This window comes from Micromonospora sp. LOL_023 (genome assembly GCF_048060115.1).
Lineage (GTDB): Bacteria > Actinomycetota > Actinomycetes > Mycobacteriales > Micromonosporaceae > Micromonospora_E.
Window position 1 is genome coordinate 16,557 of record NZ_JBHMIM010000069.1, and the last position, 14,163, is coordinate 30,719.

Annotated in this window: 3 protein-coding genes; all 3 read left to right on the plus strand. The window is 72.3% G+C overall.

Going from position 1 to position 14,163, the window contains the following annotated elements:
* Positions 1-23: 23 nt before the first annotated feature.
* Positions 24-1,331: a methylaspartate mutase gene (locus tag ACFHVL_RS27105; RefSeq protein ID WP_416631269.1), complete on the plus strand. Its 1,308-nt coding sequence runs from the start codon at positions 24-26 to the stop codon at positions 1,329-1,331.
* Positions 1,328-2,518: a cytochrome P450 gene (locus tag ACFHVL_RS27110; protein WP_416631266.1), complete on the plus strand. Its 1,191-nt coding sequence runs from the start codon at positions 1,328-1,330 to the stop codon at positions 2,516-2,518. Before ACFHVL_RS27105 ends, ACFHVL_RS27110 begins: the two co-directional genes overlap by 4 nt.
* Positions 2,519-2,611: 93 nt before the next feature.
* The coding region (locus ACFHVL_RS27115; protein WP_416631267.1) for an SDR family NAD(P)-dependent oxidoreductase at positions 2,612-14,163 on the plus strand (11,552 nt) is incomplete at its 3' end.

Sequence of the window (14,163 nt, forward strand, 5' to 3'; positions counted from 1 at the left end):
CCCGATCACCGGTCCCGCCGGTGATGTCGGCCGGTCCACCAGCCAGGGCGACCGCCGGCGACCGGGTGCGGATCGGCCTCGGTGAGTTCGTCCGCACCGCGCACGCCGCCGGGGACCTGGTGGTGCAGCCGAGGATGGGATTCGGCAGCCCACAGTCGATGCGCAGCGGGTTGCAGGCCACGAAGGCGGTGTCGGCGACCACCGTGGGCACGATCACCCTGGACAGCTACACCCGGGTCGGTGACCTCGCCGCCGCCGAGCGGGCCGTCTCCGCCGGCGCGGACCTCAACGGCTACCCCATTGTCAGCCATCCGGCGTACGTGACCCGGGCCGTTCTCGACGGGGTGCGCGACCGCGGATTCCCGGTCCAGCTGCGCCACGGTTCGGCGACTCCGCAACGCATCTTCGCCGCCCTGATCGCCGCCGGCCTGGACGCCACCGAAGGTGGACCGGTCTCCTACTGCCTGCCGTACGGGCGGGTGCCACTGGAAGAGTCCGTGCGCAGTTGGGCACGGTGCTGTGAGCTGTTTGCCCACCTGCGCGAGCACGTGCCGGTCGAGCCCAACCTGGAGACGTTCGGCGGCTGCATGCTCGGCCAGCTCTGCCCACCCAGCCAACTGGTGGCGCTCAGCGTGCTGGAGGCGATGTTCTTCCGCCAGTACGGGGTACGTAGCGTGGCGGTCAGCTACGCCCAGCAGACGAACCCGCGCCAGGACGAGGAAGCGATCTTCGCGTTGCGCCGGCTCTGCGTCGAGCTGCTCGGTGACATCGACTGGCACGTGGTCGTCTACACGTACATGGGGATGTACCCCACCACGCTGTGGGGCGCGCGGCGGCTGCTCGCCGAAGCTGTGGAGCTGGCCCGGGCCACCGGGTCCGAGCGGCTGATCGTCAAGACAGTGGTGGAGTCACAGCGGATTCCGAGCATCGCGGAGAACGTCGACGCGCTCGATCTCGCCGGGGCCGCCGCCCGTACCCGACCTGCACCGCGGCCGGGTGTCGACCCGGCAGCCGACTCGCAGATCTACCAGGAGGCGCGCGCCATGGTGGAGGCGATCTGCGACCTCGACGGCGACCTTGGCCGTGCGTTGCTGCACAGCTTCAAGCGCGGCTACCTGGACATCCCGTACTGCCTGCATCCGGACAACCTCGGTCGGACCCGCAGCTACCTGGACAGGGAAGGGGCACTGAAGTGGGCGGACACCGGGCTGCTCCCGATCGGTCATCTGGTGCCACACCGGCAGCGGCGGCAGGTGAGTTCGGCCGGGCTGCTGGACGCACTCGGCTACGTGCGACGCAAGTACGACACGACAGGAAGCGAGTTGCGATGACGGCAGTCGGCCGGCAGGTCCGCCGGTATCCGTTCCCGATGCAGCGCACCGAGGTGTCGCCGATGTACGCGACGCTGCGCCGCAGCGAACCGGTCAGCCGGGTGCGGCTGCCCTACGGTGAGCCGGCCTGGTTGGTCACCCGGTACCGGGACGTCAGGACCGTACTGTCCGATCCGCGGTTCAGCCGAGCTGTCGCGCAGGGCCTCGACCAGCCACGGATGCGGGTCGAGAACATGAACGACGGCATCATGGGGATGGATCCGCCGGACCATACGCGGCTGCGCCGGCTTGCCATGAAGGCGTTCACCGCGCGTCGGGTCGAGAAGATGCGCGTCACCGTCGGGCGGATCACCACCGAGCTGTTGGACGCGATGGTGGCCGGCGGCCAGCCGGCCGACCTTGTGAGGCACTTCGCGCGGCCGTTGCCGGTGACCGTCATCTGCGGGTTGCTCGGGGTACCGCTCGAGGACTATCCAAGGTTCACCCGCTGGACAGAGGCGTTCACCAACGACGAGTCGGCGTCGACCGGCGTGCTCGCCACGGTCGGCCGCGAGATGGACGCCTACTTCGCCGAGCTGGTCGCCCAGCGCCGCCGACGGCCCACCGACGACCTGCTCGGCGCGCTGGTCCGGGCGCGCGACGACGGCGACAAGCTGACCGAGACCGAGTTGATCGACCTAGCCGGTGCCGGGCTGCTCACCGCCGGCACCGAGACGGTCTCCTGCGGTCTGCCGAGCTTCGTCTACACGCTGCTGCGGCATCCGCAGGCGCTGGCGACGTTGCGCGCCGAGCCGGAACTGATGCCGTCGGCGGTCGAGGAGCTGCTGCGGTTCGTGCCGATCAACACGGCGGCGATGTTCGCCCGCTACGCGCTGCAGGACGTGGAGCTGTCTGGTGTGACGGTGCGCGCCGGGGAACCTGTCCTGCCGTCGTTGGCGGCGGCCAATCGTGATCCGGACGTGTTCGCGGACCCGGACCGCCTCGACCTGACCCGGGCGACGAACCCGCATGTGACGTTCGGCTACGGACCGCATCTGTGCATCGGGGCGCAACTGGCCCGGCTGGAGTTGCAGGTCGCCCTGCGTGCTCTGCTCGACCGGTTCCCCCGGCTCGACTCCACCGACGATCTGGAGTGGAAGTTCGGCGTGATCGTACGGGGTCCGGCCACTCTGCCGATCACGTGGTGAGGGGTCGCTAGGGGTCCGGCGGTGGACTGCCCGTCACTAGCATCGAGCCACGTCCTCGCATTCGCTTTGCCGCTTCAGTTGTGGAGTGCCCGGATGAACATCCAGCCCGAGAGCGTCGTCAACGACACCACCGGCAGCTCGGGCGGTGTCGCCGGGTTCCGTACCCGGTTGGCCGGCCTACCCCCGGTGGAGCAGCACCGCTTGGTGCTCGAACTGGTGTGCGTCGCGACCACCCGGGTCATCTCGCAGGTCCAGCCCGATGCGCCAGCCACGGTCGACCCGGTGCTGCCTTTCCAGGACCTCGGGTTCGACTCGCTCGCCGCAGTCGAGCTGCACGAGCGGCTGACCGCCGCCACCGGCCTGGCACTGCCGGTGACCCTGGCCTTCGACCACCCGACCCCGCAGGCTGTCGCCGATCTCGTGGTGCGGCAGTTCGTCGGCGCGCCCGCCGCCGCCCGGCCGGCGCGCCCCCGACGCGACGGCGCGGACGAACCGATCGCGATCGTCGGTATCGGCTGCCGCTACCCCGGCGGGGTGTTCTCGGCTGCCGACCTGTGGCAGCTCGTCGTCGACGGCCGGCACGTGATCGAGGAGTTTCCGACCGATCGGGGCTGGGACCTGGCCGGACTGTTCGACCCGGACCCCGACCGGCCGGGTACCAGCTACGTGCGGCACGGTGCCTTCCTCGACACGGCTGCCGATTTTGACGCCGACTTCTTCGGCATCGGTCCGCGCGAGGCGTCGGCGATGGATCCGCAGCAGCGGCTGGTGCTGGAGACGTCGTGGGTCGCGCTGGAACACGCCGGGATCGACCCCACGTCACTGCGTGGCAGCCGGACCGGGGTGTTCGTCGGCGCGGAGCCGCAGGAGTACGGACCACGACTGTACGAGGCTCCGGCCGGACTGGACGGCTACCTGCTCGCCGGCAACGCGCCGAGCGTGGTCGCCGGGCGGGTGGCGTACACCCTGGGGTTGCACGGCCCTACCCTGACCGTGGACACCGCCTGCTCGGGATCCCTGGTCGCGCTGCACCTGGCCAGCCAGGCCCTGCGCACCGGCGAGGCGTCGCTGGCGCTGGCCGGCGGGGTCGCGGTGATGGGCAGCCCCGGCACCTTCACCGCGTTCAGCCGCCAGCGCGGCCTGGCTCCTGACGGCCGCTGCAGACCGTTCGCCGACGCCGCCGACGGCACCGGGTTCGCCGAGGGCATCGGGATCCTCGTCCTGGAACGGCTCGGTGAGGCACGCCGCAGTGGACACCGGGTCCTCGCCGTGCTGCGCGGTTCGGCGATCAACTCCGACGGGGCGAGCAACGGGTTGACCGCCCCCAGCGGGCCCGCGCAGCAACAGGTGATCGCCGCGGCGCTGGCCGACGCCGGACTCGTCCCGGGTGATGTCGACGCCGTCGAGGCGCACGGCACCGGAACCAGGCTCGGCGATCCGATCGAGGCACAGGCGCTGCTCGCGGCGTACGGCCAGGAGCGGGACGAGCCGCTGTGGATCGGATCGCTCAAGTCCAACATCGGCCACACCCAGGCGGCGGCCGGGGTGGCAGGCGTGATCAAGATGATCATGGCTCTGCGGCACTCGCTGCTGCCCGCGACCCTGCACGTCGACCGCCCCACGTCGCGGGTGGACTGGACCGCCGGCGCGGTCGCGTTGCTGACCGACGCCCGCCCCTGGCCGGCGCTGCCCCGTCCGCGCCGCGCCGGGATCTCCTCGTTCGGCGTGAGCGGCACCAACGCCCACGTCATCGTCGAGGAGGCCGATACCGAGACTACCGAGACTACCGAGACCACCGATGCCGGCGAACCGGCGGGGCAGAAATGGCCTACAGTGCTGCCCCTGGTGCTCTCGGCCCGCAGCGCGCCGGCGTTGCGGGCACAGGCCGGTCAGCTGCTGCCGTTGCTGCGGGCCGGGATTTCGCTGCCTGACACCGCGTACGCGCTGGCCACCACCCGCGCTGCGCTGGAACATCGGGCGGTGGTGCTCGCCGCCGACGTCTCAGAGGCGGTACGGGGCCTGGAAGCGTTGGCCACCGGCGCGACGAACCGCTCCGGAGTCTATGTCGGACGGATGATCGGCGGCAGGGTCGCGTACATGTTCACGGGGCAGGGCACCCAGCGTCTCGCTGCCGGGCAGGCCCTCGCCCGGCAGTTCCCGGCGTTCGCGCGGGCCTTCGCCGACGCGGCCGACCAGGTCGACGTCCACCTGGACCGACCGTTGCGCTCCATCCTGGCCGGCGACGACCAGGCCCTGCTCGACCAGACCCGGTACGCCCAGGCCGCGATCTTCGTCACCGAGGTGGCGTTGTACCGACTGCTGGAGTCCTGGGGGCTCCGCCCCGACTACGTACTGGGCCACTCGGTAGGCGAGCTGGCAGCCGCCCACGTCGCCGGCGTGCTCACCCTGGCCGACGCGTCGCTGCTGGTGACCGCCCGGGGCGAGCTCATGCAGGCGTTGCCCGCCGGCGGAGCGATGGTCGCCATCGAAGCGGCTCCCGACGAACTGCCCAGCCGACTGCCCGTCGAAGTGAGCGTCGCGGCCGTCAACGGTCCACGCTCGCTGGTCATCTCCGGTGACGAGCCGATGGTCACCCGGATCGCCGAGACCTTCGCCGCACAGGGCCGCCGGATCCGTCCGTTGCGGGTGTCGCACGCCTTCCACTCCGCCCGGATGGACCCGATGCTCGCGTCGTATCGCCAGTTCGCCCAGGCGGTCGACTTCGCGCCGGCCCGGATCCCGATGGTGTCGACGGTGACCGGAGAGCTGATCGGCAACGACGAACTGGCGGACCCCGAATACTGGGTACGGCAGGTGCGGAAGAGCGTCCGGTTCTCCGATGGCGTGGCCGCGCTGGCCGCCGCCGGGGTGCGTACCTTCGTCGAACTCGGCCCGGACGCGGTGCTCAGCGCGCTCGGTCCGGCCTGCCTGCCCGACGTCCTCGACGACGTGTCCTTCGCCGCCACGTTGCGCCCGGGCCGCGCCGAGGTCCGTGACCTGGTCGGAGTGCTCGCACACCTGCACCAGCGCGGCGCGTCGGTGGCGTGGCCAGCCGTGTTCGACGGGCAGGTCAACCGTCAGGTCGAGCTTCCCACGTACCCGTTCCAGCGCCGCCGGCACTGGCTCACGCCACCCGGCCCGCGCCGTGACGCGGCCGCCCTCGGCCAGGCCGACGCCGAACATCCGCTGCTCGGGGCGGTGGTCCAGCTCGCCGACGGCGACCGTACGCTGCTCACCGGCCGGATATCGGCGCAGACCCATCCCTGGTTGGCTGACCATGTCGTCGCCGGTGCGACCCTGCTGCCCGCCACGGCCTTCGTCGAGCTCGCCGGACACGCCGGCGCGCTGCTGGGCAGCCCGACGGTGGCCGAACTCACCCTGCACTCGCCGCTGGTCCTGGCCGACGGGGCGGCGACCGCACTGCAGATCGTGGTCGGTCCCGACCCGGGTGACGGCCGGCGTCCCGTCACGATCCACTCCTGCAGCGGAGCCGTGACCAGCGGCAGCCGCTGGCAGCAACACGTCAGTGGCACCCTGGCGCCGGCGGCGCGGGCCGCACCCATCGATGCTGACTGGGCCGTGACGTGGCCGCCGCCCGGCGCCGAACCGGTAGACCTGGCCGGCTGGTACGAGCGGCTCGCCGCCCAGGGCTACCAGTACGGAGACAGTTTCCGTGGACTGCGGGCCGCCTGGCGCGCGGCAGGCGAGGTGTTCCTGCACGTCGAGCTACCCGAGCCGGTCCACACCGAGGGCTACCGGTTGCATCCCGCCCTGCTCGACGCGGTGCTGCAGGCCACCGAGCTGGCGACCGAGCCGCCTACCAGGTCGCCGGACGAGCTGGCGACCGAGCCGCCTACCAGGTCGCCGGACGAGCTGGCGACCGAGCCGCCTACCAGATCGCCCCAGGTCCGGTTGCCGTTCGCCTGGCGCCAGGTCTCTGCCCTGACCGCCGGTGCGCGCGCCCTGCGGGTGCGGGTCACCTCGGCCGGTGAGCACGGCGTGTCGATCGAGGCTGCCGATGCCACTGGCGCGCCGGTGGCAAACGTCGAGTCCTTCGTCACCCGCCCCGCCGACGCCGCCCGGTTGGCCGTACCGGCCGACGGCAACGGCCAGCTCTACCAGGTGAAATGGATCCCCGTCGGCTCGGCGCAGCGGCCGATCACGTACGTCGTGCTCGACCAGGGCCGGCAACTGCCCGACGTGCTGCCGCAGGTCGTGGTACTGCCGGTGCGCGCCGCCGGCACCGGTGCCGAGGCGGTCCGCGTCGCCTGCGACGAGACGCTGGCGGTGATCCGGTCGTGGCTGGCCGACCACCGTACGGTCGACTGCCGGCTGGCCATCGTGACCGCTGGCGGAAGTCGCCTCGACGGTGATCCCGCCGGCACCACCGACCCTGCCCACGGGGGTGTGCACGGCCTGGTCCGTGCGACCCAGGCCGAACATCCTGGCAGATTCCTGCTGCTCGACGTCCTCGCCACCGCCACCGCCACCGACGTCGCCACCGCCACCGCCACCGACGTCGACGCCGCCACCGACGCCGACGGCCTGGCCGCCGCGCTGGCTGCCGCCGTCACCGCGGATGAACCCCAGATCGCGGTTCGCGCCGGCGCGGTGCTGGCGCCCCGGCTGGCCCTCGCCCCGCCGGTGGAACCACTCCCGTCGGTTCCGCCCGTCGGCATCACCCCCGCAGACGGAGCCCTCCGGGACGGTCGGTCGGGCCGGCTCGATCCAGCGGGCACGGTGCTGATCACCGGTGGCACCGGCGGTGTCGGGGCTGTCCTCGCCGAGCATCTGGTTCGTGCGCACGGGGTACGGCACCTGCTGCTGGTGAGCCGGAGCGGCCCGCAGGCCGCCGGAGCCGGGGACCTGGCCGCCGCATTGGCCGAGCTGGGTGCGGCCGTGCGCGTCGCCGCCTGCGACGTGTCCGACCGGTCCGCCCTCGCCACGGTGCTCGACGGCATCGCGCTCGAGCACCCGCTGACCGCGGTGGTGCACGCCGCTGGCGTACTCGACGACGGGCTCGTCGACACCCTCACCGGGCCGCGGATGGAGGCCGTCGCCGCTGCCAAGGCGTACGCCGCCTGGCATCTGCACGAGCTGACCCTGGACCTGCCACTGGCCTGGTTCGTGCTCTGCTCGTCGGCCGCCGGTCATCTTGACGGTGCCGGCCAGGCGAACTACGCGGCCGCGAACGCCGCGCTGGACGCCCTCGCCGCCTACCGTCGCGCGGCCGGCCTGCCCGCGCTCAGTCTGGCGTGGGGGCTGTGGGCACAGGCCGGTGGGATGGGGGACCGGCTGGACGACGCCGCCCGGCGACGTGTCGATCGATCCGGCCTGCCCGGCATGTCCAACAAGGACAATCTGGGGCTGTTCGACGCGGCACTGAGCGTACCGGCGGCGACGCTTTTGCCGCTGCGGCTCGACCCCGCCGCGCTGCGGTCCAGGCCGGGCGGTGTGCCGCCGCTGCTACGTCAGATCGTCCCGGCGACCCAACCCGGCGGGAACCGGTCGACGACCGCGTCCGGCATCGCGACACCGGACGGGCGTCCGGCACCGCACGGAGTCGCGGCCGACTGGGCGAGGCTCGCTCCGGCCGAGCGGCAGCGCGCTGTACTAGCCCTGGTCCGCCGTAAGGCAGCCGCCGTCCTCGGGCACAGCGGTGCCGAGGCCGTCGAGCCCGACCGGGCGTTCAGCGAGGTCGGGTTCGACTCACTGGCCGCCGTGGAGCTGCGCAACCTGCTCACCACCGAGACCGGGTTCACCCTGCCGGCCACGCTCGTCTTCGACTACCCGACCCCTCAGGCGCTGGCCGCCTACCTGGTCGACAAGGCTGCGCCGGTCGCCGACGCGCCGGCTGCCGCGTCGGACACCGCCACCGCCGCCACCACCGACGAGCCGATCGCGATCGTCGCGATGGCGTGCCGGTACCCGGGCGACGTGGCGTCACCGGAGCAGCTGTGGCGCCTGGTCGCCGACGGAGTGGACGCGGTCAGCGAGTTCCCCACCGACCGGGGGTGGCAGCTCGAGCAGATCTACCACCCTGAGCCGGGGCAACCCGGCCGCAGCTACGTCAACCAGGGCGGCTTTCTGCACGACGCAGCCATGTTCGATCCGGAGTTCTTCGGGATCAGTCCGCGGGAGGCAGCCGCGATGGATCCGCAGCAGCGCCTGCTGCTGGAGATCACCTGGGAGGCGGTCGAACGCGCCGGTATCAACCCGCACTCGTTGCGCGGATCCCGTACCGGGGTGTTCGCCGGCGTCATGTACCACGACTGGGGCACCCGGCTCGGGCAGGTATCCGAGGAGATCGCGGGCTACCTGGGCAACGGCAGCCTGGCGAGCGTGGTGTCCGGCCGGATCGCGTACACCTTCGGCTTCGAAGGGCCCGCCGTCACCGTCGACACCGCCTGCTCGTCGTCGCTGGTCGCGCTGCACTGGGCGGCGCGGGCGCTACGGCAGGGGGAGTGCACGTTGGCCCTGGCCGGCGGGGTGACCGTCATGTCCACACCCGACACGTTCATTGACTTCAGCCGCCAGCGTGGGCTGGCCGGCGACGGCCGCTGCAAGTCGTTCGCCGCCGGGGCGGACGGCACCGGCTGGGGCGAGGGTGCAGGCGTGCTGCTGCTGGAGCGGTTGTCGGACGCCCAGCGCAACAAGCACCCGGTGCTGGCGGTGATCCGAGGTTCGGCGGTCAACTCCGACGGTGCCAGCAACGGACTGACCGCGCCGAACGGCCCGTCCCAGGAACGCGTGATCCACGACGCGCTGGCCAGTGCCGCGCTGAGATTGGCGGACATCGACGTCGTTGAGGCACACGGCACCGGCACCACCCTGGGCGACCCCGTCGAGGCGCAGGCGCTGATCAACACCTACGGACAGCACCGGCGCGACGACCGACCGCTGTGGCTCGGCTCGATCAAGTCGAACCTCGGCCACACTCAGGCGGCTGCCGGTGTCGCCGGGGTGATCAAGATGGTTGAGGCGATGCGGCACGCCGAACTGCCTAGGACCCTGCACGTGGACCAGCCGTCGGCACAGGTCGACTGGTCGGTGGGCGAGGTGCGACTGCTGGCGCGGGCGCGTCCGTGGCCGGCACCGGACGGCCCGCGGCGGGCGGCGGTGTCGTCGTTCGGCATCAGCGGAACGAACGCACACGTGATCCTTGAGCAGGCACCGGTGCGGGTGCCGACATCCGCGTCGGCCGACCCGGGACCAGCTCACGCCGGCGTGGTACCGCTGGTGCTGTCCGCTCGCGACTCCGCCGCCATGCGGGAGATCGCGCGGCGGTTGGTGCCGGTGGTGGAGTCCGGCGTGCCACTGACCGATGTGGCGCGGGCGCTGGTCGGTACGCGAGCCGTGTTCCAGCACCGGGCCGTGGTACTGGCCGAGAACCCGGTGGACGCCGCCGCCGGACTACGACACCTCGCCGCGGGTGGAGCCGCCGCACAGGTGATCGTGGGCTCGGTGTCCGGCGACGGCCAGGTCGGCTTCGTATTCCCCGGTCAGGGTTCGCAGCGACTACGGATGGGCCGTGGGCTGTACCACCGGTTCGATGTGTTCGCCGCGGCGTTCGATGAGGCGTGCACGGTCTTCGCCGACCTGGGGCTGCCGTTGCGCGACGCACTGCTCGGCGAGACCGACGACTGGCTGGACCAGACCGCGTACGTACAGCCGGCACTGTTCGCGGTGGAAGTAGCGCTGAGCCGGCTGCTGCGTTCGTGGGCGGTGAACCCGGAGGTGGTGCTGGGCCACTCGGTGGGCGAACTGGCGGCGGCGGTGGCCTCCGGCGCGCTGTCGCTCACCGACGGCTGCCAGCTGGCGGTGCACCGGGGACGGTTGATGCAGCGGCTGCCCACCGGCGGAGCGATGGCGGCGGTGGGCGCCGCCGAGGACGCGGTGCGACCGTTGCTGGGCGACGGCGTGTGGCTGGCGGCGGTCAACGGGCCGTCGGCGGTGGTGCTGTCCGGATCGCGCCCGGCGGTGGAGTCGGCGGTTGAGCGGCTGCCGGCGGGGACCCCGGTCTCCTGGCTGCGGGTGTCCCACGCCTTCCACTCCGGGCTCATGAACCCGGTTCTGGCTGACTTCCGGCAGGTCGTGGCACAGGTGGCGAGTCGACCGCTGACGGTGCCGGCGGTGTCGTCGGTCTCCGGCGGCGTGGTCGACGACCAGTGGGGCGAGCCGGATTACTGGGTGGACCAGATCCGGCAGCCGGTACGGTTCGCGGACGCGGTGACCAGCGCGGTCGACACCGGCGTGACGACGATCGTGGAGGTCGGGCCCGGCGCGGCGCTGTCCGGTCTGGTCGCCACGATCGCCGCCGGCATCGAGGTGGTGCCGATGCTACGCACCGGGGCCGACGAAGTGGAGTCGGTGCTGTCCGGCGTCGCCCGGCTGTGGGTACGCGGTGCCACGGTCGACTGGGACGTGGTGCTGCCGTCCGCGGCTGACACCGGCAGCGGCCGTGGACCTGTCGACCTGCCCACCTATCCGTTCCACCGCAAGCGTTACTGGTTGACGGCTAGCACCGACCTGACCGGCGTGGGACAGACGCCGGCCCGGCACCCGATGCTCGCGGCGGCGCTGCCGCTGGCCGGTGCGGGTGTCGTACTGACCGGGCGGTTGGACCCGGCCACGCAGCCGTGGCTCGCCGACCATCAGGTACTCGACACCGTACTGCTGCCCGGCACTGCCTTCGTCGAACTCGCCCTTCGCGCCGGGGCGCAGGTGGACCATCCGGTCCTCGGTGAGCTGACTCTGCAGGCGCCGCTGCCGCTGAACGGAGCCGCCGGCGCGGTCGTCCAGGTCGTCGTCGACCGCCCCGGGTCCGACGGGTGCTCGATAGCCATCCACTCGCGCCCCGCCAACGCTGCCGCCGACGCCGCCTGGACCCGGCACGCGACGGGGACCATGCGCCCAGCGACGACCGCAACCGGCGGCGGTGTCACCGGTGCTGCGCTGACCGAGTGGCCGCCCACCGGAGCCACCGCGATCGACGTGACAGCGGCCTACGACATGCTCGCCGATCGCGGCTACGGCTACGGGCCGGCCTTCCACGGACTGCAGGCCGCGTGGCGACGTGGCGAGGAGATTTTCGCCGAGGTCACTCTCCCCGCCGACACCGCCAGCACCGGTTACGGGATTCATCCGGCGCTGCTGGACGCCGCGATGCACGCCGACCTGCTCGCCGGAGGACCGACCCTGCTACCGTTCGTCTGGAACGACGTGGTCCTGCACCGGTCCGGCGCGTCCGAACTGCGGGTACGCATCACCCGCCTTCGCGGCGACGAACTGTCCTCGATCGACGTCGCTGACGTCACCGGCCAGCCGGTGGCGAGCATCGGCACACTGGTTTCTCGGCCCGTTGGGCCGGCCCAGCTGACCACACCGCCAGGTCAGCAGCTGCATACCGTCGAGTGGACGCCGGCGTCCGGTGGGGAACCGGTCACCGCCGACGGGTGGCACACGATCGGCACACCGTACGGTACCGAGCCGGCCTGGCCGGATCAGGCTGCCCTGCTGGCGGCGGTCGACGGCGGAACTCCGGCACCGCAGGCGCTGGTGCTGCGCGTACCCGACTGGGACGGATCGGGCGCGGTCCCGCAGGCAGCCCGGGCGGCGGTCGAGACGACCCTGGCCGCCGCGCAGGCTTTCGTCGCCGACCACCGGTTCGACGCGACCCGATTGACCGTCGTGACCGATAAGGCGGTCCGGCTGCCGACCGACGCCCAGCCGGTGCTCGCCCACGCCGGGGTGTGGGGGCTGATTCGGGCGGCGGCGCAGGAGCAGCCGGGCCGGTTCCAGCTGATCGACCTGGACAGCGGGGACGCGACGGCCGTCGCGGGACTGCGGGCCGGAATCGCTGGCGACGAACCGGAGCTGGCGGTGCGGGACGGGCGCTGTTTCGTGCCCCGGTTGGGCCGCTACCCGGCCGGTTTGGCCGCCCCGGTGACCTGGGATCCCGACGGCACGGTGCTGATCACTGGTGGTACGGGTGGTCTGGGTGGTCTGGTGGCGCGGCATCTGGTGCGGGTGCACGGGGTGCGGCATCTGGTGTTGGTGGGTCGGCGTGGGTCGGGCGCGCCGGGTGTGGGGGAGTTGTGTGCTGAGTTGTCGGGGTTGGGGGCGCGGGTTCGGGTTGTCGGGTGTGATGTGGCGGACCGGGGTGCGGTTGCGGGGGTGTTGGCGGGGATCGATGCTGCTCATCCGTTGACGGCGGTGGTGCACGCCGCCGGTGTCGCCGAAGCCGGCACGCTCACCACCTTGACCCCGGACGCGGTGTCCGCTGTGTTCGGCCCCAAAGTGGACGCTGCCTGGCACCTGCACGAGTTGACCCGGGAGTTGCCGCTTGCCGCGTTCGTGCTGTTCTCTTCCGCCGGCGGGCTGGTGCTGGCCGCCGGGCAGGGCACCTACGCGGCGGCCAACACCGTCCTTGACCAGCTGGCGGAGTACCGGACAGCGAACGGGCTGCCGGCGATCGCGATGGCCTGGGGGATGTGGAACGAAGCTACCGGGATGGGCGCGCCGGACCGTGCCAACCTGCACCGGATGTCCCGGCTAGGGATGCCCGCGCTGGAGCGCGGCGACGCGCTGGCGATGTTCGACGCCGCGCTGGCCGCCGGGGTGCCCGCGATCGTTCCGCTCCAGGTGGACCGGGCCGCGCTGCGCGCCAGGTCCGAGGTGCCGGCACTACTACGTACCTTGGCCGGGCGACCCGCTCACGCCGGTGACCGACCGGTGGCCCGCCGCGGCGTCTCGCGACTCGCCGAGCTACCCGTCGAGCAACGCGAGCAGGCGTTGCTCGACCGGGTCCGGGTAGAGGTCGCCGGAGTGCTCGGGTACGACGGTCCGGACGCCGTCGCGCCCAGCCGGGCGTTCCGCGAGCTGGGGTTCGACTCGCTGGCCGCGGTCGAGCTGCGTAACCAGCTCGCTACGGCGACCGGGCTGACCCTGCCGGCCACCATGGTGTTCGACCACCCAACTCCAGCTGCCGTGGCGCGGTTGCTGGCGGACAGGCTCATGCCCGGCGACCCGCGGTCCGCGGACCCGGCGACCGCCGACAGTTCACCGGCCGACACCAACATCACGCCGGGCGCCGGCGCCCCGGGCACCGTCGACGACGATCCGATCGTGATCGTCGGGATGGCCTGCCGCTACCCCGGCGGGGTGAACTCGCCAGCCGACCTGTGGCGGCTGGTCGTCGACGAGGTCGACGCGATCGCGCCGCTGCCCACCGACCGGGGCTGGGACGTTGGCGGCATCTACCACCCGCAGCCGGGGGTGCCGGGCCGCAGTTACGTCCGGGAAGGTGGCTTCCTGGACGACGTGGCCGGCTTCGACCCGGACTTCTTCGGCATCGGCCGTCGCGAGGCGATCGCCATGGATCCGCAGCAGCGTCTGCTGCTGGAAACCGCCTGGGAGGCCGTCGAACGCGCCGGGATCGACCCCCGCACGTTACGAGGCAGCGCGACCGGGGTCTTCGCCGGCGTGATGTACGACGACTACGGCACCCGGTTGCACAACCCACCCGAGGACGTCGTGCCGTACCTGACCAACGGCAGCTCCGCCAGTGTGCTGTCCGGTCGGGTGGCGTACCACCTGGGTCTGGAGGGGCCGGCGGTGTCGGTGGACACGGCGTGTTCGTCGTC